The organism is Nonomuraea sp. ZG12, from assembly GCF_052068115.1.
In the GTDB taxonomy this organism is placed as follows: domain Bacteria; phylum Actinomycetota; class Actinomycetes; order Streptosporangiales; family Streptosporangiaceae; genus Nonomuraea.
Map to the genome: position 1 here is coordinate 1,289,129 of NZ_JBQHCW010000001.1, position 23,071 is coordinate 1,312,199.

A 23,071-nucleotide genomic window follows, 5' to 3' on the forward strand; every position below is an offset into this window, starting at 1 on the left:
TGACGCCCGGCCGGTTCGTCCGGCCGGTTCGTCCGTCAGGCCGTCTCGTCCGGCCGGTTCGTCAGGCCGGGAGTATCAGCAGCCGCTCGGGCGCCACACCGATCCACACCTCGTCGGCGGCGGCCTCGCCGGACGACCAGAGCCGGCAGGAGATGTCCTCCGCGTCCAGGTGGTGCTCGACGTGCGGCCCCGCGAACATGGAGAGCCGCCGGCGCGCCCGCCACCGGTTCGGCTCCGGCGGCTCGCTCGCGCTCATCAGGCCGTGCTCGGGACGCCAGACCGCCACGGCCCGCTCGCCGTCCTTCACCCCCGGCCCGCACACGCCGGTGAGGAGCCCGTACGGGGTCCGGATCGTGGCCGTGTCCGCCCCGGCGCCCGTCACCGTGCCGGGGATCTCGTTGGCGACGCCGACGAAGTTGGCCACGTACCGGGTGGCGGGGCGGTCGTAGATCTCGCGGGGCGCGCCGAGCTGTTCCACGCGGCCCGCGCGCATGACGGCGATGCGGGTCGCCAGCTCCATCGCCTCCGTCTGGTCGTGCGTGACGTAGACGGCCGCGAAGCCGAGCCTGCGCTGCATGGCCAGCAGTTCCACCCGGAGCCGCTCGCGTACCTTGGCGTCCACGTTCGACAGCGGCTCGTCGAACAGCACCAGCCCGTCACCGGCGACCAGCGCCCGGGCCAGCGCCACGCGCTGCTGCTGACCGCCGCTCATCTCGCCGGGATACTGCCGGACCAGCTCGGGTATCCCCACCAGCTCCAGCACCTCGCTCACCCGGCGGGCCACCCCGGCCTTGTCCGGCCGGGCACCCCGCCGGCTCAGCAGGGGATAGGCCACGTTGTCGAAGACGGACATGTGCGGCCACAGCGCGTACGACTGGAACATCATGCTCAGGCCGCGCCGCTCGGGCGGCAGGTCGAGGCCCGTGGCGCTGTCGAACACCGTCCGGCCGCCGATCCGGACCGTGCCCTCGTCGGGCCGTTCCAGACCGGCGATCGAGCGCAGCAGCGTGGTCTTGCCGCAGCCGCTCGGTCCCAGCAGGACCAGGATCTCCGACGGCGCCACCTCCAGGGCGACCCCGTCCACGGCCGGGGTGGGGGTGCCGTCGACCCGCCGGAAGTTCTTGCGCACGCCGGTGAGCCGGACGACGGGCTCGGGCCGCTCGTCGCCTGGAGCGTCCTGGCTCGTTGTCGTGGAGTCCATGGCCTGCATCGGATACCGCCTCCGCGGATCGAAGGTGTGCGTGGAAAAGGAGAGGATCAGGGGTGTGCGCCGGGGAAGGGCGAGGAGCCGCCGCGCCCGCGCCTGCGCGCGTACCAGGTGACCGGCAGCACCACCAGCGAGGTGGCCAGCGTCAGCATGATCGAGATGGCGCCGAGCATGGCGTAGTCGCCGTTGGCGAACACCTCCAGGATGCGGAAGCCCACCACCTCGTTGCCGGTGCCCGCCAGGATCGCCGACGCGCTGATGTCCCCCGCGATGGTGACGAACAGCAGCGCCCAGCCGGCCAGCAGGCCGGGCGCCATCAACGGCAGCGTGACGCGCCGGAACGTGCGCGCCTGCCCGGCGCCGCTGACGCGCGACGCGTCGGTCAGCTCGGGCGCGACCTGGCTGATCGCCGCGTCCGACGCGGTCGTGGCCTGCGGCATGTGCAGCGAGACGTACGCCAGCAGCAGGATCCACAGGGTGCCCCCCAGATGGAAGGGGGCGCCGCTGAACGCCAGCACGAACCCGACCGCGATGACCAGGTGCGACAGCGTCGGCGGGAACTTGATCGCGGCGTCCACCAGCATCCCGGTGCCGCGTCCCGACCTGCGGACCAGGACCGACACCACGGCGGCGGCGAGCACGCCGACGGTCGCGCCGGCCACGCCGAGCATGAGGCTGTTGACCAGCGCCTCCTGCGTGACGGTGTCGGTCAGCGTGCGGACCACCGCGTCGAGGTTGAGCCTGGTCCAGTCGACGGAGTTGCTCCAGTAGCCGGTCAGCGACACCAGGGCCAGCCCGCCGAGCGGCAGGATCGAGGTCAGGGCCAGGTACGCCACGATCAGCGCCCGGATCGGGGTCCGCGAGCGGCCCAGCCGGATCGGCCGGGGCCGGGCGCCCTTGCCGCCGATGCCCGCGTTGCGGCTGCTGCGCAGCATCCGCGTCTGGGCGTACCAGACGAACGTGACGACCAGCATGACGACGAGGTTGAGGCTCACCGCCACGCCTGTCTCCGGCGGGTACGTGAACGACAGGAGCTGGACCACCCGCACCGACAGGATGTCCAGGCCGGCCTGCGGCGCGAGGATGGCCGGGATGGAGAACAGGCCGAACCCGGTCCACACCATGAGCAGCGCGGCCGCGCCCAGGCTCGGCCGCACGGCGGGCAGCGAGACGCGCCGCAGCGTCCTGAACGGTCCCGCGCCGCTCGTGCGCGACTGCTCCTCCATCGCGGGATCGGTGTTGCGCAACCCGGCCGACACGATCATGAAAACGTACGGCACCTGGTAGATCGTGTAGACGAAGATGATGCCGTACCAGGAATGGATGTCGATCGGGCCGCGCGCGCCCTCGATGCCCAGCAGCGGGCGCAGGGCGAGGTTGAGGTAGCCCGAGCGCTCCGAGGCCAGCAGCGACCAGCCGATCGCGCCCGCGATCGGCGGCAGCAGGAACGGCACCAGCGGCACCACATCGGTGAGCAGCCCCATGCGGGCGTCGGTCCGCTCGTTGAGCCAGGCGAGCCCTGAGCCGATGACCATCGCCGCCACGCCGCTCGCGCCCACGACCACCGCCGTGTGCCACAGCAGCGTGACCAGGTCGGGCTGGGCCAGCATGTCCCGGACGGGCGCCAGGTCGAGCCGCCCGCCGGTGAAGAACGGGCGGATCACCACGAGCGCGAGCGGATAGACGGCCAGCGCGCCGAGCAGCAGCGCCAGCAGGGTGCCGGTGATCTGGAACGGGGTGAGCGCGGCGGTCCACGTCCGCATCCGGCCGCCGGCGGACGTCACGAGGTTTCCTCCGCCAGGCCCAGCAAGGCGTGGACGCGCTCGGCGGGCGTGCCGGTCAGCTCACGGTTGAAGGCGTAGCGCGCCGGCAGCGACGACGGGTCGAGCGGCGATCCCGAGCCGGGCAGCGCGTTGAGTCTCTTGTTGCCCTCCTGGCTCATCAGGTAGTGGACGAACAGGCGGGCGGCGTTCGGGTGGGCCGCCTTGGCCGCCAGGCCGGGCACGATCTCCGGCCCGGTCGACGCGGGCGGCTGCACGTAGGCGACGGGTGCGCCCTTGCTCTTGAGGTCCTCGGCGATGGACTGCACGGCCGGCATGACGATGGCCGCCTCGCCCGCCGCCAGCTGCTGCGTGGCCGGGGCCGCGCCGGACGCCACGATCGGCTGCTGCGCCTTGAGCTTGGTGAGGAACTCCTCGCCGTGCTCCTTGACGATCAGGTTCCAGAACGGCGTGTACGCCGCCGACGTGCGCGGGTCCACCAGGATGATCTTGCCCTTCCACTTCGGGTCCAGCAGGTCCGGCCAGTCCTTGATCGCGTCGCCCGCCTGCTGGCTGTTCACCGCGATCCCGGTGGGCTGGATCTGGATCACCGCGGTGCCGTCGTCGGGCAGCAGGTACGTGCCGGGGAATCCGTTCGGGTAGCCGGGGATCTGGGCGTCGGCGAGCTTCACGGTCCAGCCCTTGCCCAGCGCCTGGGCGACGAACGGCGTGTAGGAGCCCACGAACAGGTCGGCGGCGGGCTTGCCGCTCTCGGCTTCGGCGGCGAAGCGCTGCGCCAGGTCGCTGGAGGTCAGCCGGATGAACTTGACCTGGATGCCGTACTTCTTGGCGAAGTCGTCCGAGACGGACTTGGCGATGTTCTCGGCGGGCACGCTGTACCAGGTCAGCTCGCCCTCCTTCTGCGCCGCCTCGATGAGCGTGCGCAGGGCGGGCGGGGCGTCGGCGGGCACGGCCGGCGCGCCGGCCCCGCCGCCGTCCGGGCCGCACCCGGCCGTCAGGAGCAGCGCGGCGCCGGCGGCCGCCGCCACGGTACGAAGACGAGAGATCATGATTCCTCCAGGGGGTCCGTACGGACGATCACGGCGCCCCCGGCCGGATCGAAGTGAGTGGTGAGTCCTTGGCCGGCGCCGACGTCGCGCAGGTAGCCGACGACCTCGCCGAAGCGGGGATCGTCGCCGGTCAGGAACTCCGGGCGGGACGAGCGGTCGATGTACGCGGGCAGGAAGGCCACCTCATCGATGCCGCCGGGGGAGATCCGGCAGCGCACCGCGATCGTCTTGCGGGAGTCGTGCGGGAAGTTGTAGGTGCTGCCGAGGTCCGGTTCCCAGCCCGGATGCAGCTTCAGCAGCTCACGGAAGCCCGGACTGGCCGCGTGCTCGGCGGTCATCGGCAGGTCCATCGCGAAGTTGCCGAGGCTGTAGAAGATCGCCTTGCCCCGGTAGACCTCGATGCCCTTGAGGATGTGCGCGTGGTGGCCGAGGATGAGGTCGGCTCCGGCGTCGATCGCCGCGTGCGCGACGTCTCGCTGGTAGTCGGCCAGCGTCGCCGGCACGAAGTGGATGCCCCAGTGCAGGGAGACGATGACGACGTCGGCCAGCTGGCGGGCGCGGGCGATGTCGCCGGTCAGCGCCGCCAGGTCGCCCCGGTGCGGATAGGTGATGATCCGGCAGGGGGTGCCCGGCTGGTCCGGTTCGGTCGGCTCGTACACGGTGTGGGCGCGCATGGGCGCGCACCCGGGCCGCCGTTCGGTGGCCCAGTAGTCGGCGGGCAGGATGCTGCAGTAGGCCAGGAAGGCGATCCGGGTGCCGGCACGTTCCACGACGCGCACCTCGCGGGCGGCGGCGAGGTCGGCGCCGACCCCGAGCACGGTGATGTCCTCGCGTCGCAGGGCGTCGATGGTGTCGAAGAACCCGTCGGGGCCCCAGTCCATGCAGTGGTTGCCCGCCCAGGAGACGACGTCGAAGCCGGCCCGCCGCAGCGATCCGGCCGTGGCCGGGGTGGCGCGCGCGGTGTGCCGGACCTGCGGCAGCCGGGTGCCGCGGTCGGTCAGGTTCATCTCCAGCTGGCAGAAGGCGAGGTCGCCGCCGCTCAGCGTGCCGCGCACACCGGTGAACAGGGTGTCGGGGTCGGCGCGTTCCGGGCCCACGTCCCCCACGGCGTACAGGGTCACGGCGTCGCTCATGCGTACTCCTCACGTAGGGGTGCCAGCACTGCCGAGACCGGCGCGTCGTCCGCCAGCGCCAGGACGGCGTCGCGGACGGCGCCGGCGGCGCGGTCACCTGTCACTTCGGCGGCGAGGCCGAGGAACTTGGCCTCGATCTGCTCGCCGGTCATCGGGGCGTTCGGGCTGCCCGGGGCCTCCGCACGGCGTTCCAGCCGGCCGCCGTCGCGCAGGCGGACCCGCACCCGCGCCAGCAGCCTGCGGGGGAAGGCGGCCTCCGCCTCGGCGTCGGTCTCCAGCCGGACCCGCAGGGCGAGGGCGGACACCTCGGGCAGGTCGAACCCGGCGGCTTCGAGCCGCGCGTACTCCGCGGCGCCGCTGCCGCCCAGCACGAGGTGCATGGCCACCGCGTGCCTGGCGCTGAACTGCGCCTCGGTCATGTCGCGCGGCCGCGTTCCGACGGCGCCCACGTGGGCGAGGGTGACGGGGTCGACGCCCACGGCGATCTCCTCGACGTCGGCGGCGCGCAGCCCGTCGCGGCGAAGCCCGGCCATGGCCTCCAGGGGTGCCTGGATGCCGGCACAGACGCAGTACCGCTTGAGCGCCAGCCCGTGCAGGTCCCACCGCTCGCCGAGGCCGTCGGTCAGCAGGGCGGGGCGGGCGTCGGCGACGAAGGCGCGCAGCAGCCCGCGCGGCCCCTCGACCGCGGTGCGCGGGCCGGTGAACCCGTCGCCGGCCAGCGTGACGGCACGGATGCCCGCCATGGCGGCCAGCCCGGCGTGCAGTCGCTTCACCTCGCCTCCGGACCGGGTGTACTCGGTCACGCCGCCCGCCTGGCTGGCGGCCAGACCGTACGCCGACGCGGCGGTGTCCGGATCGAGCCCGTACAGGCCGCACGCGACCGCCGCGGCCCCGAAGACCCCGTGCACGCCGGTGACGTGGAACCCCCGGTCGGAGGTGAGGGAAGGCGTCGTGGCCAGCCCGAACCGCACGACCGTCTCGAACCCCGCCGCGGCCGCCGCGAGCACGGCGTGCCCGCGCGCCCCGGTCTCCTCCCCGATCGCCAGCGCGGTGGGCACCACCACGCAGCCCGGATGGGCCAGCGCGGGCAGGGCGTAGTCGTCGATCTCGAAGCCGTGCCCCGCTGTGGCGTTGGCCAGCGCCGCCCATTCGGGGCGGCCTGTCGTGCCGGTGCCGTACAGCACGCAGCGGCCGGGCGCGGTCTCCCGCTCGGCGTAACGGCGGACCACGGCGTTCCACGGCTTGGCGGACCCGGCGAGCCCGGCGCCGATGTTGTCCAGGACGTGCCACAGGACGCGGTCCACCACTCCGGGCGGCAGCTCGGCGAAGGTGAGCCGGGAGGCGAAGCCCGCCAGCGCGGTGGTGGCCGGCGTCACGGCCGCCCGCCTTGGGGGAATGCAGGGGATTCGGGGGATTTGGGGGATTTGGGGGAGAAGTGGCACGCCACCTGGTGGTCGTCGCCGATCTCGCGCAGCTCGGGCATCCGCTCGGCGCAGAGTGGCCGCGCCATCGGGCAGCGGGTGCGGAAACGGCAGCCCGACGGCGGGTTCAGCGGTGACGGCACCTCGCCGGTCAGGGGCGGTCCGGGGGCAGGGGCCAGCGGGTCGGGCACCGGCACCGAGTCCAGCAGCGCCCGCGTGTACGGGTGGGCCGGCGCGCCGTAGACGCTCGACACGTCGCCGATCTCGACGATCCGGCCCAGGTACATGACCGCGACCCGGTCGCTGACGTTGTGCACCACCCCGAGATCGTGCGAGATGAACAGCAGCGAGAGCCCGTGACGCGCCTTGACGTCCTCCAGCAGGTTGAGGACCTGCGCCTGGACGGAGACGTCCAGCGAGGCGACGGGCTCGTCGCAGATCAGCAGCTCCGGCCCCAGGACCAGGGCGCGGGCGATGGCGACGCGCTGGCACTGGCCGCCGGAGAACTCGTGCGGGCGCCGGTCGGCCACGACGGCCGGATCCAGCCCGACCTCGGTCAGCGCGGCGTCCACGCGCTCGCCGATCTCGGCGCGGGGCCGGCCGGCGATCACCAGCCCCTCGGCGACCACGTCACGGACGCGCCGGCCGGGGTTCAGGGCCGAGCGGGGATCCTGCCAGACGATCTGCAGGCGGCGGCGGACCTCGCGCAGGTCGCGCCGCGACAGGGCGGTCAGCTCCGCGCCGTCGAACCGGACGGTGCCCTCGTCCGGCGGCGGCAGCTGCAGCACGGCCCGTCCGGTGGTGGACTTGCCGCAGCCCGACTCGCCGACCAGGCCGAGCGTCTGGCCGCGCCGCAGGGTGAAGCCGACCCCGGACACCGCCTCGACGACACCGCCGGGCACCCGGAACCGCTTGACCATGTTCTCCACCCGCAGCAGAGGGGGCTCGCTCGTCATCTCGTCTCACCTTCCGCGGGGAAGAAGCAGGCGTGCGCGTGGCCTCCAGTGGCCTCGCCTCCGGTCTCCTCCCGGAGCCGGGGCGGCTCGCCCGCGCAGCGCTCGCGCGCCGCCGGGCAGCGCGCGGCGAAGGGGCAGCCGGGCATCGCCGCGGTCAGGTCCGGGGGCGCGCCGGGGATCGTCCGCAGACGGGTGTGCGGGGGTACGCCGAGCCGTGGGATCGCGCCGAGCAGGGCGTCGGTGTAGCGGTGACGCGGCTTGGCGAACACGTCGCGGGTGGTGCCGTGCTCGACGATGCGGCCCGCGTACATCACGGCCGTCTCGTCGGCTCGCCCGGCGATCACGCCGAGGTCGTGGCTGACCAGGATCAGCCCCATGCCGCGGTCTCGGGCGAGGCCGGTCAGCAGGTCGAGGATCTGCCGCTGCACGGTCACGTCCAGCGCGGTGGTGGCCTCGTCGGCGATCAGCAGGTCCGGGTCGCAGGACAGCGCCATGGCGATGGTGATCCGCTGGCGCAGGCCGCCGGAGAACTGGTGCGGGTAGTGCCGCAGCCTGCGGGCCGGGTCGGGCACGCCGACCTGTTCGAGCAGTTCGGCCGCGCGGTCACGGGCCGCCGCCCGCGACAGGCCGAGGTGGTGGCGGACGGCCTCGCCGATCTGCCGGCCGACGGGCACGACCGGGTTGAGCGCGGCCATCGGATCCTGGAAGACCATGCCGACGTGCCGTCCCACGAACCGGCGCCGCGCCTCGCCGGGCATGGGCGTCAGCTCGGCGCCCGCGACGGTCACGGTCCCGGAGACCGCAGCGCGGGCGGCGGACGCGCCGACCAGCGCCCTGGCCAGGGTCGACTTGCCGCAGCCCGACTCGCCGACCAGGCCGAGGACCTGCCCGCGCGCCAGGGTGAACGAGACGCCGTCGACGGCGCGTACGGTGCCGCGCGCGGTGGGGATGTGGCAGCTCAGGTCGTCGACCACGAGCAGCGGGCCTCCCGGGTCGCCTGTGTGGCCCGTGTGGCCCGTGTGGCCGGTGCCGTCGTGCCGTGCGGTGACGGGCCGGGTGGCGCCGTTCATGCGTCCTCCCCGCGCGCCCGCAGCCGCTCTCCGGCCGTGTTGAAGGACAGGACGGTGAGGAACATGGCCGCGCACGGCACCAGGACGAGCTGCGGCGCGACGGCCAGGAAGTCCTTGCCGGCGGCGATCATCGCGCCCCAGCTCGGTGCGGGCGGCGGGATGCCGACGCCCAGGAAGCTCAACGCCCCCTCCACCATGATCATGAGGGCGGCCATCACGACGGCGTAGGACGCCACCGGCGCCACGCAGCCGGGAAGCAGCTCCCGGAACAGCAGCCGGCCGTGCCCGGCCCCCAGCGCCCGGGCCGCGGTGAAGTACTCCCGGCTGAGCCGTGACAGCGCGGCCGCCTTGGCCAGCCGGGCGAACGGGGGCACGAACAGCAGGCCGAGGCTCGCCACCAGCGTCCCGACGCCGGGCCGGACGACCGCGGCCAGGGCGAGCAGCAGGAGCAGCGGCGGGAAGGCGAGGACGGTGTCGAGGAGCACGCCGATGGCCGACTCCGCCGGCCCGCGCAGGTAGGCGGCCAGCACGCCGAGCAGCCCGCCGGCCACGGCGGCCAGGAGCGTCGCCCCGATGCTGACGGTCAGCGAGATGCGCGCCCCGTGCACGAGCCTGGACAGCACCGAACGGCCGATGCCGTCGGTGCCGAGGAACTCGGGGAAGGCGGCGAACGGCGGCAGGTTCGGCGCACCCGCCGGCGCGTCGGGGGCGGCCAGCGGCAGCAGCTCCACGAAGAGGGCGAGCAGGGCCAGCAGGCCGAGCCAGCCGGTGGCGAGCCAGAAGGCGGCCCCGCGCCGCTTCTGCCGGGGCGCGACGGCCGGGTCCGGGGATGTGCCGGCGGCGGTGATCGTGGCTGTCATCGGGACCGGGTCCTCGGGTCGAGTGTCGAGTAGCCCAGGTCGACGACCATGTTCACCATCACGTACGTGACGGCGACCAGGACGACCAGCCCCTGGATGACCGGGATGTCCTTGGCCGGGATGGACTGAAGGGCGAGGCCGCCCAGGCCGGGCAGCGCGAACAGGCTCTCCACCACCACCGAGCCGGCCAGCAGCCTCCCGAACACCACCGCGGCCATCGTCACCAGCGGCAGGGCGGACGGCCGGAGCACGTGCCGGAACAGGATGTAGCGCCGCGGCAGCCCTCGTGTGGCGGCGGTGCGGACGAAGTCCTCCCTGAGCGTGGCGATCACGTCGCCGCGCAGCAGGCGGAGGAGCGCGGGCGTCTCGCCCACCGCCAGCGCCACGGCGGGCAGGAACGCGTGATGCAGGTTGGCGCCGACGCCGTCCTGCAGTGGGGACCAGCCCGAGACGGGGAACCAGCCGGTCGTCATGGCCAGCAGGTAGATGAGCACCACGCCGGCGACGAACACCGGGATCGACATCAGCGCGGACGCCGCGCCCGTGACGAGACGGTCGAGCGGGCCGCCGACCCGGGCCCCGGTGTACACGCCGAGGGGGACGGCGATCAGCAGGGAGATCGCCACCGCGAGGACGGCGATCTCCAGCGTCACCGGCAGGCGCTCCACGATCGTGTCCAGCACCGGCTGGCCGGACTGGATGGACCGGCCGAGGTCACCGGTGAGCAGGCCGCCGACCCAGCCGGTGTAGCGGGTCAGGAACGGCTGGTCGAAGCCGTACTCCGCGTCGAGCTCCGCGAGCTGCTGCGGCGTCGCGGTCGGGCCGAGGATCGCCGCTGACGGCGAGCCGGGGATGAGGTCGACGAGTGCCGCCGCCGCCAGGGTGACCAGCAGGAGCACCGCGAGCAGGTGGGCGGCCCGCCGCGCGACCCGCCCGAGCGGGACGCGCGGCGTGGTCAGGAGGGTGCCTGCGGCCATGGCTCAGCTCCCGCCCAGCCCGAGACGCTCGTAGAGGAGGGAGCCGTCGCCCTGCAGTGTCAGACCGGTCAGCTTGTCGCTGTGCACGGTGTAGGCGACCTGGGACCGGAAGGGCAGGACCGGCAGGTCGGCCATGACGAGCTTCTCGACCGTCGCGTACGCCTCCCGCCGCACGACCTCGTCGGCGCTGTGGCGTCCCTTGTCGAGCGCGGCGTCCACCTCGGGGTTGTCGTAGCCCATGTGGTTGGTCTGGCCGTCGCTGTGCAGCAGCTTGTACAGGTTCGGTTCGGGGTCGGCGATCGGGACGATCTGGGCCGACACCGCGAAGTCGCGGTTGGTGAACACCTTGCGGTCCAGCGAGGCGTTGTCCAGCACCTCGATCTCCACCTGGATGTTCTTGAGCTGGCTGAGCCGGCTCTGCAGGTATTCGGCGGTGCGGCGGAAGAACCCGCTGGCGGGCATGGAGATGGTGAACTTCAGGGGTTCGCCCGCGGCGGCCAGCTCGTCGAGCAGCTTCTGCGCGCCGGCGCCGTCGTGCGCGGGCACCGTGCCGGCGGCCGGGTGGAACGGCGAGGACGCGCCGAACAGGCTGTCGGGCGCGGTGGCGCCGGGGTCGACGACCTGCGCCATCTGCTGGGTGTCGAGCGCCAGGACCACCGCCCTGCGGGCCTTGACGTCGTCGAACGGCGGCTTGGCGGTGTTGAACATCAGCATCGGCCCGCCGCCCGTGGCGGCCTGCGTGACCTGGAGGCCGGAGCCCTTGGCGCGCGCCATGAACGACAGGTCGGAGCCGGGCACCGCGGCCTGCGCCTGCCCGCTGGCGACCGCGTTGATCCGCTGCGCGGGATCGGCGATCACCTTGAAGGTGAGGGTCTCCAGCAGCGGCTTGCCCTGCTCGTGGTAGCCGGGGTTGCGGGTCAGCGTCATGTGGTCGTCGCGCACCCACTCCTTCAGCATGTACGGCCCGGCGCCCACGGGGTTCTGGGCGAACGCGGCGGCGTCCTTCTCGATGGCCGTGGGCGAGCCGATGAAGGCCAGGTTGGTGGCGATCACCTGGTCGAAGGCCATGTTGGCATCGGGCAGCTTGATGACCAGCGTCCGCTCGCCGGAGACGGCGAACGTCACGTCCTCAAGGAGCGTGGCCAGCGGTGACCTGGTCTTGGGATCGGCGATGCGCTCGTAGTTGAACTTCACCGCCTCGGCGTCCAGCGGGGTGCCGTCACTGAACTTCACCCCGGCGCGGAGCTTCATGGTCCACTCCTTGCCGTCGGCGGAGGCCGTCAGGCTCTCCCCGATCCCCGGGCTCACCTTGCCGGTGCTGGTGTCGGACCAGAAGAGCAGGCCGAAGACGGCCGAGAGCCGGTTGGCGTCGCCGGACGGCGTCAGGTTGAACAGCTGGGCGGGATCGAGCCCGCGGACGGCCTCGACGCCCAGGACGATGGTGGCGGCGGCCTTGCCGGGCTCCTGGGCGGGCTCTTGTGTCCGGGCGCCGGAGGAGCAGGCGGCGGAGAGAAAGATCAATGCGCTGGCGGCTAGGGCCGCGGCTTTGTTCGGCACGGGTCACCCCACGGGAGTGCTCGGGAAGAAGGCGCCCCCGGTATCAGGGGCCGCGTTCGAAGGTGGTCATATGTGTAACATATCTTTAATCGACCGTAAATAGATTGCCTCATATGGCTAAGGCTGCCGCCTGCTGAGTCGTGCTGTCCTCGCGCTGGAGGTCAAGGCTTCGAGGGTGGTCCAGCGCCCGCAGTGTCGGCTTCGGCTGCGAAGGGTTCCCCTGGGGGATGTTGATCGCCAGGACAAGTGCCGCTCATCTGAGGAGAGAACGCATGCCTCGGTGTGACCTGAAGCGCATTCCCGCTGTCTAGTAGGGCGAAATGTTACAGTTGAGGGTCGATAGGGGCGGTATCTGCAGGTCATCATGGCCAGCTGGCCGTGAACCGGCTGGGTGACGTCCTCGCAGCCATAGTCCGTCCCGACAAGGCCCTCGCCCATAAAGACGACAGCTGTTTGACGATCGACGATATAACTGTCTAATGTAGTGCTGTGTCGGCGAGATGGAGGTGTGTGGTGCCCTGCTCGGATACCAGGACGAGGGAGTGGCGATGAGCCTGCGGCCGCTGTTCAGCCCCTTGAGCGTGGCGGTCGTCGGAGCCTCGGCCGCGCCCGGCAAAGCGGGCAACGCGATGATGCGCTCGCTGGCGGGCCTGCCCGGCAGGCTCTACCCGGTCAACCCGCGCGGCGGGCAGATCGCCGGGCACGACTCCTACCCGTCGATCGCGCGGATCCCGGAAGCGGTCGAGCTGGCCGTGATCGCCGTGCCCCCGGCCGCCGTGCCCGGCGCCCTGGAGGAGTGCGGGCGGGCCGGCGTGCGCGCCGCCGTCATCTGCTCCGGCGGCTTCGCCGAGACCGGGCCCGACGGGCAGGCGCTGCAGGATCGCGTCCGCGCCATCGCCCGAGCCCACGCCATCCGTGTGCTCGGCCCCAACACCTCGGGTTTCATGAACCCCCCGGCGGGCGTGCTGGCGAACTTCCTGCCCGGCGTGCACGAGTTGCGGCCCGGCCCGGCCGCCATCGTCGCCCAGAGCGGCGGCGTCAACCTCGCCCTGTCCTTCCTCGCCGCGGCCGACGGGCTCGGCCTCCGGCTCGGCGTCGGCCTCGGCAACGCCGTCGACGTGGACTTTCACCACGTCCTCGATCACCTCGCGGACGACGACGAGACCCGCGTGGTCGGCCTGCACATCGAGGGGGCGACCGCGGGCCGCGAACTGTGCGAGGCCGTCGGCCGGCTCAGCGCCCGCAAGCCCGTGGTGGCGCTCAAGGTCGGACGCGCCGACGTCGGCGACTTCGCGCGGTCCCACACCGGAGCGCTGACCGGCGGCTACGCGCTCACCCGCGCCGCCCTGGTCCAGTCGGGCGCCGTCGTGGTCGACGACCCGACGGAGCTGGTCGACGCCATGCGCGCACTCGCCGTACGGCGGATGCGCCCCCGGCGGCGGCCCGGTGTCGGCGTGGTCACCGGCCAGGCCGGGCCCGGGCTCATCATCGCCGACACCCTGCGCGGCAGCGGCGTGGCGCTCCCCGAGCTCGCCGGGCACACCACCCGGCGGCTGGCGGAGCTGCTGCCGCCGCTGACGTACCAGCGCAATCCCGTCGACACCGGCCGGCCGTCCGGCACGTTCGAGGCAGTGCTGTCGGCCGTCGCCGCGGATCCGGGTGTGGACGCCCTCCTGGTCTACGCCCTCGACGAGCCGGACGCCCTCGACCCGGTCGCCGCGCTGAAGGCGGTGACCCCGGCCGGATCCGGCTCCGAGCCACTGCCCGACGCCGGGCCTGACACTGGGCCTGACACTGTGCCCGTGCTGTTCGCCTGCGGGGGCCCCGCCGCCGCGCTGGACGCCCGCCAAGCCGAACTCACGGTCCCCATGTACCGCTCTCCCGACCGGGCGGCGAAGGCCGCACGGGCGCTCGCGGCCGACGCCGCCGCCCGCCACCGCATCGCGACCTCGGCCGACGAGCCACAGCCGGGAAGCGGAAGCGCACCCGCCGGGCGGGACGGGACGCTCGGCGGGCGGGCGCTCGACGAGCATGAGGCCAAGGCGCTGGTGGCCACGGCCGGGATCCGGATACCCGAGGGGCGCGCCTGCGCCGGCCGGCAGGAGGCCGAGCAGGCCCTTGCCGAGCTGGGCGCCCCGGTCGTGGTGAAGATCCTGGACGCCACCGTCCTGCACAAATCCGACCAGGGCGGCGTACACCCCGGCATCCGCGATGTCACCGGCCTGAGGCAGGCGCTCGACGCCGTGGACGCGCTCGCCGCGGAGCTGGGCAGACCGGCCCGCTACCTGGTCGAACGCCAGGCGCCCGCCGGGACCGAGCTGATCGTCGGCGCCATCCGCGACCAGGCGTTCGGGCCGGTGGTGCTGCTCGCCCTCGGGGGTGTCGGCGTCGAGCTCGCGCCGGAGCCGATCCTCCGCCTGGCCCCGCTGTCCCGCGCCGACGCTCTGGACATGGTCCACGCGCTGCCCCCGGCCTTGCTCACCGGCTACCGAGGCGCGCCTCCCGTCGACGCCGACGCCGACGCCGTGGCGGGTGTCCTGCTCGCCGCCGCCTCGATCCTCCTCACCTACACCGACATCGCCGAACTCGACATCAACCCGCTGCGGCTCGCCCCCGAAGGCCCGGTGGCCCTGGACGCCCTCGTCGTCAGCAGCCGGCGGGCCCAGCCTGAATCCGCGCCCGAATCAGCGCCCGAATCCGCCAAGGAAGGTCACAGATGACTGAAAGCGCAGCCAGCCCGAACCGCCGACCGGTGATCGTGGTCGGCGCCGGCCCGGTGGGGCTCAGTGCGGCGCTGGCGTTGCGCGCGCTCGGCCGTCCCGTCACGGTGATGGAGGCAGGGGAGCAGGACAGGCTCCGGCCCGGCAGCCGCGCCATCTTCGTGCACCGGGCCACGCTGGAGATCCTCGACCGCTCCCACCCGGGACTGGCGCACGACCTGGCGGCCCAGGGGCTCCTCTGGCACACCAAGCGCACCTTCTACGCCGGCCGCGAGGTCTTCTCCCGCAGCTACACCCCGCCGCCGCCCGGCGAGCTGCCGCACTTCAGCAGCCTGCCGCAGGTGGAGACGGAGCGGCTGCTGCTGCAGGCGTGCAAGGAAGCGGGCGTCGAGTTCGCCTGGAACCAGGAGGTCGCCACGGCGGCCACCTCCGGGGACGGCGTCATCCTCGCCACCACCGGCGGAACCCGCTGGCACGCCGACTACGTGATCGCGGCCGACGGCGCGCGGTCGGCCGTGCGCGACTCGCTCGGCATCCCGCTGCAGGGCAGCCGCTCGGACGGCTGGTACGTCGTCGTGGACGCCGAGGAGGACCCCGGCGACCCGCTCCCGGTGGAGCGGATCTTCCACTACGCCCATCCCGCGGTGGACGGGCGCAACGTGCTGCTGGTGCCGTTCGCCGGCGGGTGGCGGGTCGACCTGCAACTGCACGACGATGACGACCCCGAGGAGCTCAGCACGGGCGAGGGCCTGCGCGGATGGCTGCGCGCCGTGCTGCCCGCGCCGTACGCCGAGCGGGTGACCTGGTCGTCCACCTACAGGTTCCTGCAGGTGATCGCCGAGGACTTCGCCGACGAGCACCGCCGGGTGCTGCTGGCCGGCGAGGCCGCGCACCTGTTCGCGCCCTTCGGCGCCCGCGGCATGAACTCCGGCGTCCCCGACGCCGAGGCCGCCGCGAACGCGGTGCACCTGGCCATGTCCGCGTCCGGCCCGGCCCGCGCCGAGGCGGCGGTGACGGAGTACGCCCTCTCGCGCAGGCGCTCGGCCGTGTACAACTGCGACGCCGCCGGCGCCGCCCTGACCCACCTGCGCCCCGGCCCCGAGGAACGTGCCCGCCTGGAGTCCGCGGCCGAGAACGCCGAACGTGATCCGAGCATGGGCCACTGGCTCGACATCGCCCCCTACGGTCCACGCGAGGCGGCCCCCGGCAACACCATCTACAAGTACTGACGACCTCGGAGGCACCATGAAACTGGACAAGGCGGCCATCCCACTGGGACTTGCCTGGTCATCACCGTTCGCTCGCTGGCAGGGCCCGCTGGCCGAGATGAGCAGCCTCGATCTCGCCGTCGACGTCACCGCGCGCCGGCTGGCGACCGCCGGGCTCGACACCGGCCGGATCGACGGGCTGGTCCTGGGCATGACGGTGCCGCAGCCCACGTCCTTCTACGGCGCGCCCACCGTGGCCGCCCGTCTCGGCCTGGACGCCGTGACCGGCCCCATGATCGCCCAGGCGTGCGCGACCTCCGCCGCCATCGTGCAGGCCGCCGCCGTCCAGATCGAGAGCGGCGCCCAGGAGGTGACGCTGGCCGTGGCCGCCGACCGGACGAGCAACGGCCCTCTGATGATCTACCCGTCGGCGTCCCGGCCGGGCGGCGCGCCCGTGACCGAGCACTGGGTGCTCGACCCGATGCGCCAGGACCCGGCCACCGGCCAGTCCATGCTCGACACCGGCGAGAACGTCGCCGCCGACGAGGGCTACACCCGCCAGGAGATCGACGAGGTCACGCTGCTCCGCTACGAGCAGTACCGCGCCGCGCTCGCCGGCGACCGCGCCTTCCAGCGCCGTTACCTGGTGGAGGCGCACGTGCCGGGGCGCCGGGGAGCGGTGACCGTGGTCGCCGAGGACCACGGCGTGTACGACACCAGCGCGGAGGGCCTGGCCAAGCTGGCGCCCGCCTCCCCGGACGGAGTGATCACCTACGGGTCCCAGACCCACCCGGCGGACGGCACGGCCGGCATGGTCGTGACCAGCGCTGGTCTGGCCCGGGAGATGAGCGGGGGAGCGGGCGTGGCCCGGCTGCTGGCCGTCGCCTTCGCGCGGGTGGAGCCGGCACGCATGCCCAAGGCCCCGGTGCCCGCCGCGCGTGCCGCGCTCGACGACGCCGGGCTGGACATCACCGACATCGACCTGGTGACCACGCACAATCCGTTCGCGGTCAACGACCTGTACTTCGCCCGCCAGACGGGCTTCCCGCTGGAGCGGATGAACCCGTACGGCTCCAGCCTGATCTACGGCCACCCGCAGGGGCCCACGGGAGCCCGCGCGATCGCCGAGCTGATCGAGGCGCTGCGCGAGCGAGGCGGCGGCCGTGGCCTGTTCACCGGCTGCGCCGCCGGGGACAGCGCGGGCGCGGTGGTCGTGGAGGTCACCGACTGATGAAGGACCCAGACATGACCGAGACCGCGAACTCGCCGGTTCGCCTCACCGTGGTCGACTCGCCGGACCAGCCGACGCCGTCAGCGGCGTTGGAGGAGCTGTATCGCGGCTTCGAGCAGGAGCTGCTGGTCCCGCTGTGGACCGAGATCGGTGACCTGATGCCGCCGCACCCACGCTCCAGGGCGGTCCCGCACCTGTGGCGGTGGGAGAGCCTGCTCGCCCTGGCGGGCCGGGCGGGGCGCCTGGTGCCCGTCGGCCGGGGTGGGGAGCGGCGGGCGATCGCGCTGGCGAACCCGGCGCTGGCCGGCCGGCCGTTCGCGACGCCGACGCTGTGGGCGGCGATCCAGTACCTGATGCCGGGCGAGGACGCCCCGGAGCACCGGCACACCCAGCACGCGTTCCGGTTCGTCGTCGAGGGCGAGGGCGTCTGGACCGTGGTCGGCCGCGATCCGGTGCCGATGCGCCGCGGGGACTTCCTGCCCCAGGCGGGATGGAACTGGCACGCCCACCACAACGCCACCGGCGAGCCGATGGCCTGGATCGACGGCCTGGACATCCCCTTCCAGTACGCCACCGACGCCCAGTTCTTCGAGTTCGGCCGGGAGGAGATCAGCGCGGCCGAACGCACCACCCCCGAACGGTCCCGATCGGAGCGGCTGTGGGGCCATCCCGGCCTGCGCCCGGTCTCGGTCACCGGCTCCCAGCCCGGCACCCCGCTGCTGGCCTACCGGTGGGCCGACACCGACCGCGCGCTGACGGACCAGCTCGACCTCGAGGCCGAAGGCCATGCCGGGACCGTGGAGCCCGGCCACGCGGCGGTGCGCTACACCAATCCCACCACGGGCGGCGACGTGCTGCCGACCATCCGGGTGGAGATGCACCGGATCCGGAGCGGCGCGGAGACCGCGCCTCGCCAGGAGGTCGGCTCCTCGGTGTACCAGGTCTTCGACGGCAGCGGGCGGGTCACGGTCGGTGACGTGTCCTGGTCGGTCACCCGGGGCGATCTGTTCGTCGTCCCGTCCTGGACGCCGTTCTCGGCCAGGTCCGAGGCCTCGGCGTCCGACTCCGACGCGGGCGCCCTCGATCTCTTCAGATTCAGTGACGGGCCGATCTTCGAGGCGCTGCACCTCGACCGCGCCCACGTGGAAGGACGGAACGCATGAAGCTCGCCACCATCCGCACCGCCGACGGCGCCACCCGGGCCGTGCGCGTCGAGGGGGAGACCCTGGTAGACCTCGGCCTCAACGACGTCGGCGAGCTGCTCACCCGGCCGGACTGGGCCGCGCGAGCCGCGCGGGGGTCGGGAAGCACAGTGGCGAGCGTCGGTTACGCGCCGGTCGTCCCCCGCCCCGGCAAGATCGTCTGTGTCGGCCTGAACTACCGCAACCACATCCTCGAAATGGGCCGGGAGCTGCCGCGCCACCCCACGTTGTTCGCCAAGTACGCCGAGGCGCTCATCGGGGCCGACGACGAGATCCGGCTCCCGCCGGAATCCGGGCAGGTGGACTGGGAGGCCGAGCTCGCGGTCGTCATCGGGAAGACCGTGCGGCGCGCCGGCGAGACCGACGCCGTCGCGGCCATCGCCGGGTTCGCCCTGTTCAACGACGTCACCATGCGCGACTGGCAGTACCGCTCGGCGATGTGGTTGCAGGGCAAGACCTGGGAAGGCAGCACGCCGTTCGGCCCGTACCTGGTCACCCCCGACGAACTGCCCGGCGGCACCCGGCCGTCGCTCACCCTGACCGGATCCGTCGACGGCGAGACCGTGCAGCGAGCCGACACCTCGGACCTCGTGTTCGACCCCGTCGACCTGGTGCGCTACGTCTCCACGATCGTCACGCTCAGCCCGGGTGACGTCATCGCCACCGGCACCCCCGGCGGGGTCGGGCACGCCCGGAAGCCCGCCCGGTACCTCGCCGACGGCAGCGTCCTGACCACCGAGATCACCGGACTGGGCCGGTCCGAGGCCAAGGCCGTCGCCGAGTCGGTGGCCTGATGGCCGCGGGCAGGAGCCGCGCCGACAGCCTGCGCTGGACGGCCCAGGGCACCGAGATCTTCTTCGGCGCCCTGGACACCCTGCCGGACGACCGGCTGCTCCGGCGGACGGCGCTCGACGGCTGGACCGGCGGGCACCTGCTGGCCCACGTCGCCGCCAACGCCGACGCGCTGGTCAACTTGGCCCAGTGGGCGCGCACCGGGGAGGAGACGCCGATGTACGCCTCCCCGGCGCAGCGTGACGCCGACATCGAGGCGGGTGCCGCCCGGCCGGCGGCCGAGCTGCGCGCCTGGGCCACGCGGTCCGCCGGCACGCTTCAGGAGCGGCTCGCCGAGCTGGACGAGCGGCAGTGGGCCCGTCAGGTCCGCACCGCCCAGGGCCGCACCGTCCCGGCCGGCGAGATCCCCTGGATGCGGGCCCGTGAGGTCATGGTCCACGCGGTCGACCTGGGCACGGGCGTGGGCTTCGACGCCCTCCCGGCCGACTTCCTCGCCGCCTTGATCGGCGACATCACCGCCAAACGGTCCGGCGCCGGTGACGGACCCGCCCTCACCGTCACGGCCACCGACCACGACGGCGAGTGGTCCACCGCGGGCGCCGGCGGCTCCACCCCGGTGACCGGCACCCTCGCCGGCCTCGCGGCATACCTCTCCGGCCGGGGGACGGACGGCGTCACCGGCCTCGGCGGCCGACCGGCGCCGGAGCTGCCCCGGTGGCTCTAGGACCGCGTGCCGGGCTCATCGGTCGTCGGCGGCCGCCGCCCAGTCCAGCAGGGCCTGCGCGGTCTCGAAGCGGCGGCTGGAGTCGGTCTCGCCGAGGAGCACGCCGATGAGACGGTCGCCGTCGTGCTCGGCCGCGAAGGCGAGGGTGTAGCCCGCGGCCCGGGTGTAGCCGGTCTTCACGCCGAGGACGCCCGGGTTGCCGAGCAGCCGGTTGGTGTTCTTCCAGCTGTACGAGCCGTGCTCGGACGTGGCGCTGACCGAGTGGTAGCGGGTCGAGGTGACCGTCCTGAGGGTCTCGTCGTCCAGCAGCGCCTTGGCGAGCATCGCCTGGTCACGGGCGGTGGAGTAGCCGCCGCCCTGGTACGGCATGCCGTCGGCGTTGACGTACATGGTGTCGTTCATGCCGAGCTCGCGGGCGGTGGCGTTCATCTCGGCGACGAACGTCTTCACGCCCGGCCCGTAAGCGCGGGCGAGCGCGTGCGCCGCGTCGGCCCCCGAAGGCAGCATCAGCCCGTACAGCAGGTCCTCGACGGTGAGGACGTCACCCGCGCGCAGGTAGGCCACCGACGCCCCGCCCTGGGCGCCGTACCGGACGTCCGCAGCGGTGATCTTGACCTTGTCCGTCGGCTTGGCCTGCTTGAGCACGGTGTAGGCGGTCATCGCCTTGGTGATGCTGGCGACCGGCCGGCGCAGGTCGGCCTCCTTGCTGAAGCGCACCTCGCCGCTCTCCGCGTCCATCAGGTACGCGGCGCTGCCGAGCACGGCGGGAGCGTCTGTGACGGGGGATCGGGTCTGGGTGGCGGCCGTGGCGTCGGCGGTGACGGCAGTGGCGGCCGGCGAGGCGGCCTGCGCGGCACCGGCGCCGACGGTCAGGGCGCCGGTGGCGACGGCGAGGCCGAGCAGGGCATGGCTGAGCCGGTTGGTGAGACGCATGAAAAAGGCTAGCTCCTAGCTTCCATACCGCCTACCGGGTTAGCTGACGGGTTCGGGCGTGGAAGTGCCCTACAGCGCGGATATGCGCTGATTCACCCCAGAAAGTGGGTCCCCGGCTCCGCCTGACGGCGGATTAGGCGGCCGCGCGAAGGCACGGTCCGGGCAATGAACAGCAACGGCCGCATGTACGGGACCGCCGCTCGCAAGCCCCAAACGTAGCAAACGGGTATAAATCGGTCAAGAATTGTTATGATCGCCCGCCCACGAGGGGGTCGCACCCCGTGTACGGGGGGCGGAGCAGTGATCCGGGTGCCGGGCGAAATCGATCACCCGGTCCAGCTGGGCGAGAGCATGCTCCAGCTCGGCCATCTTCGCCGCGATGCGGTCGCGCTCGACGGACAGGACGTCGAGGACCTCGGGCGTCGCGGTGCCGGCGTCGACGCAGGGCAGCACGTGCAGGATGGTCCGGCTCGGCAACCCCGCGGCGTAGAAATGCTGGATGAGGCGGACCCGCTGGACCGCGGACTCGGGGTAGCTGCGCTGCCCGCTCGCCGTGCGCTCAGGATCGAGCAGGCCCTGCTCCTCGTAGTACCGCAAGGCCCTGGTGCTCACTCCGGCGCGGCTCGCCACATCCCCGATGCGCACGATGATCTCCTTCGGTGCCGACCTGCCCTTGACGTCAACGTCAACTATCAGCGTAGCCGCGTCGCACGTGACGAGCGGTTGCGCATGAGGAGGAACGCTTCCGCAGGGACATCACCGACCAGATCGCCCTCGCACCGGCGCCAACCGCGGCATCGGCCGCCGGTTCGCCGCGGAGCTCCTGAAGCGCGGCGCGCGGACGGTGTACGCGACCGCCCGCCGCGTCGTACGGACAGCGGGGCCCGGACCGGTGCGCCGCTCAGAGCAGCCGGGGCAGTCCGTAGCGGAGGGCCCGGATGAGGAGGGACCGGGTGAGCCAGCCGAGCCCGGCGGTGAACAGCGGCGCCCAGAACAGCGGGCTGAGGGAGTAGACGATCACGAACACGAGCGGCACCCACGGCTCGTGCACCGCGCGGTACAGCAGGGTGGTCTTACGCAGCCTGATCACGCGGGCGATGTCGGGCAACGCGAAGAACAGCAGGACGGCGACGGAGGCCACCACGCCGCTGGTGAGGCCCTGTGCGATCGCGAAGCCGCCGGCGAAGACCGTGGCCACCCACCACGCGATCTTCCTCAACCACGGCCTGCGCTGCTCGGGATCTGCCGGTACTTCGTCGTATGGGAGTTCGAGGGTCACCCGACCAGCGTAGCCATCCGGAGGTAGGGAGGCCTCTCCTCCCGGATCACCGGTGGGCGTGACTTACCTGGACGGCCGTTTCTCGAAGAATGAGGGGCACCCCCTCGCCGCAGCGGTTCCAGCAGGCGCAGGGCGCGGCTCCTGCTGACCCTGTCGCTCGCGACCGCGTACGACCCTCGCCAGCTGCGGGAACTGTTCGAGGAGCACGGCAAGCCGCAGGCGGCGAAACTCTCCTGAGAGACCTCCCGGAAAGCCGTCCGGCGGCGGCTCACGCAGGGTCGGGGCGCCTCCACAGGAGGATGGCGGACGCGTGTGCGGACCGGTGGTACGAGGGCAGGTCGTCGCCGGTCCAGTAGACCTCGACCTGCGGATCGTGCTCGCCCATCTCCAGCAGCTCGTCCTGCGCCTCCAGGGCGAGCTCCCAGGCCGGGACACCTGGGTCCACCTCGGCCAGATAGACGCGGCGCGGCCCCGAGAGGCCGGCACGCCAGGCGCGCCGGACCTCCGCGACGCCCGCGTGCTCGCTCAACGCGTCGACCACGAGGTGGTCGGTGAGGTCGAACAGCTCGTCCTCCAGGTCGGCGAACTCGCCAGGGACGCCGTCCGTCAGGTCGAGCCCAGCGGGCACGCGTGCCGGGCGAGCCGCATCGGGGGAGAAGACGTGATCCGTCGCGGGTGTGCCGGTCGTGACCGCGACCGCGTCGGCGCCTGCCGGTTCACCGTCCGCGCCGAGCGCGGCGAGCATCTCGCGCAGGACGGCGACCTCCTCGGCCGTCAGCGCGACCCCGCCCGCCACCGCCGCCATGGTCACCGTGTCGGGCAGGTAGGACAGCTCACCCCTGGCCAGCATGGCGCGGACCCGGGCGATCAGCTCGTCGGGCACCTGACCGGCCAGGCGGAGCAACAGCCTGTGCGCGCCGCTGTAGAGCCGCCACGCCCTCTCGTCCAGCTCGCCCCACTCGGCGCTCACG

At 73.1% G+C, this 23,071-nt stretch carries 20 protein-coding genes and 1 riboswitch; of the genes, 6 read left to right on the forward strand and 14 right to left on the reverse strand.

The annotated features are described in order from the left end of the window. Positions 1-61: 61 nt before the first annotated feature. Genes ACTMTF_RS06025 through ACTMTF_RS06070 form a run of 10 tightly spaced genes read right to left on the reverse strand, consistent with a single transcriptional unit; the run spans position 62 to position 12,011 of the window. Positions 62-1,201, reverse strand: a complete 1,140-nt coding sequence (locus tag ACTMTF_RS06025; protein WP_441109599.1) for an ABC transporter ATP-binding protein — start codon at positions 1,199-1,201, stop codon at positions 62-64. A 56-nt stretch (positions 1,202-1,257) separates the two neighbouring features. Then, positions 1,258-2,991, reverse strand: a complete 1,734-nt coding sequence (locus ACTMTF_RS06030) for an ABC transporter permease (RefSeq protein ID WP_441109600.1) — start codon at positions 2,989-2,991, stop codon at positions 1,258-1,260. After that, positions 2,988-4,037 (reverse strand): ABC transporter substrate-binding protein, encoded by a 1,050-nt coding sequence (locus ACTMTF_RS06035; protein WP_441109601.1) that lies wholly within the window; start codon positions 4,035-4,037, stop codon positions 2,988-2,990. Before ACTMTF_RS06035 ends, ACTMTF_RS06030 begins: the two co-directional genes overlap by 4 nt. Next, on the reverse strand, positions 4,034-5,170 hold the full coding sequence (locus ACTMTF_RS06040; protein ID WP_441109602.1) for a CapA family protein: 1,137 nt from the start codon (positions 5,168-5,170) through the stop codon (positions 4,034-4,036). The genes ACTMTF_RS06035 and ACTMTF_RS06040 overlap by 4 nt, the downstream gene beginning before the upstream one ends. Beyond that, entirely contained in the window at positions 5,167-6,546 is a 1,380-nt protein-coding gene (locus tag ACTMTF_RS06045; RefSeq protein ID WP_441109603.1) for an MmgE/PrpD family protein, read from the reverse strand. The genes ACTMTF_RS06040 and ACTMTF_RS06045 overlap by 4 nt, the downstream gene beginning before the upstream one ends. Further along, complete coding sequence (locus ACTMTF_RS06050; RefSeq protein ID WP_441109604.1) at positions 6,543-7,547, reverse strand: ABC transporter ATP-binding protein; 1,005 nt, start codon at positions 7,545-7,547, stop codon at positions 6,543-6,545. Before ACTMTF_RS06050 ends, ACTMTF_RS06045 begins: the two co-directional genes overlap by 4 nt. Continuing rightward, positions 7,544-8,617, reverse strand: coding sequence for an ABC transporter ATP-binding protein (locus ACTMTF_RS06055; protein WP_441109605.1), 1,074 nt, complete (start codon positions 8,615-8,617; stop codon positions 7,544-7,546). Before ACTMTF_RS06055 ends, ACTMTF_RS06050 begins: the two co-directional genes overlap by 4 nt. Then, positions 8,614-9,477, reverse strand: a complete 864-nt coding sequence (locus ACTMTF_RS06060; protein ID WP_441109606.1) for an ABC transporter permease — start codon at positions 9,475-9,477, stop codon at positions 8,614-8,616. The genes ACTMTF_RS06055 and ACTMTF_RS06060 overlap by 4 nt, the downstream gene beginning before the upstream one ends. Beyond that, complete coding sequence (locus ACTMTF_RS06065; RefSeq protein WP_441109607.1) at positions 9,474-10,454, reverse strand: ABC transporter permease; 981 nt, start codon at positions 10,452-10,454, stop codon at positions 9,474-9,476. Before ACTMTF_RS06065 ends, ACTMTF_RS06060 begins: the two co-directional genes overlap by 4 nt. 3 nt (positions 10,455-10,457) lie before the next feature. After that, positions 10,458-12,011 carry an ABC transporter substrate-binding protein gene (locus ACTMTF_RS06070; RefSeq protein WP_441109608.1) on the reverse strand — a complete coding sequence of 518 codons (1,554 nt, stop codon included), beginning with the start codon at positions 12,009-12,011 and terminating at the stop codon, positions 10,458-10,460. A 548-nt stretch (positions 12,012-12,559) separates the two neighbouring features. On the opposite strand from ACTMTF_RS06070, the gene ACTMTF_RS06075 reads away from it, so the two are divergent. Genes ACTMTF_RS06075 through ACTMTF_RS06100 form a run of 6 tightly spaced genes read left to right on the forward strand, consistent with a single transcriptional unit; the run spans position 12,560 to position 19,888 of the window. After that, positions 12,560-14,731: an acetate--CoA ligase family protein gene (locus ACTMTF_RS06075; RefSeq protein WP_441109609.1), complete on the forward strand. Its 2,172-nt coding sequence runs from the start codon at positions 12,560-12,562 to the stop codon at positions 14,729-14,731. After that, the gene (locus ACTMTF_RS06080; RefSeq protein ID WP_441109610.1) at positions 14,728-15,960 is read left to right on the forward strand and encodes an FAD-dependent oxidoreductase; all 1,233 of its coding nucleotides are present in this window, start codon (positions 14,728-14,730) and stop codon (positions 15,958-15,960) included. Before ACTMTF_RS06075 ends, ACTMTF_RS06080 begins: the two co-directional genes overlap by 4 nt. Before the next feature lie 16 nt (positions 15,961-15,976). After that, positions 15,977-17,170 (forward strand): thiolase family protein, encoded by a 1,194-nt coding sequence (locus tag ACTMTF_RS06085; RefSeq protein ID WP_441109611.1) that lies wholly within the window; start codon positions 15,977-15,979, stop codon positions 17,168-17,170. Between the two features lie 14 nt (positions 17,171-17,184). Beyond that, positions 17,185-18,333 carry a cupin domain-containing protein gene (locus ACTMTF_RS06090; protein ID WP_441109612.1) on the forward strand — a complete coding sequence of 383 codons (1,149 nt, stop codon included), beginning with the start codon at positions 17,185-17,187 and terminating at the stop codon, positions 18,331-18,333. Beyond that, a complete protein-coding gene (locus ACTMTF_RS06095; RefSeq protein WP_441109613.1) occupies positions 18,330-19,166 on the forward strand; it encodes a fumarylacetoacetate hydrolase family protein in 837 nt (278 codons plus the stop codon). The genes ACTMTF_RS06090 and ACTMTF_RS06095 overlap by 4 nt, the downstream gene beginning before the upstream one ends. Beyond that, on the forward strand, positions 19,166-19,888 hold the full coding sequence (locus tag ACTMTF_RS06100) for a maleylpyruvate isomerase family mycothiol-dependent enzyme (protein WP_441109614.1): 723 nt from the start codon (positions 19,166-19,168) through the stop codon (positions 19,886-19,888). The genes ACTMTF_RS06095 and ACTMTF_RS06100 overlap by 1 nt, the downstream gene beginning before the upstream one ends. 15 nt (positions 19,889-19,903) lie before the next feature. On the opposite strand, the gene ACTMTF_RS06105 is transcribed toward ACTMTF_RS06100, so the two are convergent. The 4 genes from ACTMTF_RS06105 to ACTMTF_RS06120 form a co-directional block, all read right to left on the reverse strand. Beyond that, positions 19,904-20,821 (reverse strand): D-alanyl-D-alanine carboxypeptidase family protein, encoded by a 918-nt coding sequence (locus ACTMTF_RS06105; protein ID WP_441109615.1) that lies wholly within the window; start codon positions 20,819-20,821, stop codon positions 19,904-19,906. A 13-nt stretch (positions 20,822-20,834) separates the two neighbouring features. Next, positions 20,835-20,971: riboswitch (cyclic di-AMP (ydaO/yuaA leader) on the reverse strand. 87 nt (positions 20,972-21,058) lie between these two features. Continuing rightward, positions 21,059-21,466 (reverse strand): MerR family transcriptional regulator, encoded by a 408-nt coding sequence (locus ACTMTF_RS06110; protein ID WP_441109616.1) that lies wholly within the window; start codon positions 21,464-21,466, stop codon positions 21,059-21,061. Between the two features lie 256 nt (positions 21,467-21,722). Beyond that, a complete protein-coding gene (locus ACTMTF_RS06115) occupies positions 21,723-22,100 on the reverse strand; it encodes a hypothetical protein (protein WP_441109617.1) in 378 nt (125 codons plus the stop codon). A gap of 268 nt (positions 22,101-22,368) precedes the next feature. Further along, positions 22,369-23,070: a hypothetical protein gene (locus tag ACTMTF_RS06120; protein WP_441109618.1), complete on the reverse strand. Its 702-nt coding sequence runs from the start codon at positions 23,068-23,070 to the stop codon at positions 22,369-22,371. Between the last annotated feature and the right edge of the window lies 1 nt (position 23,071).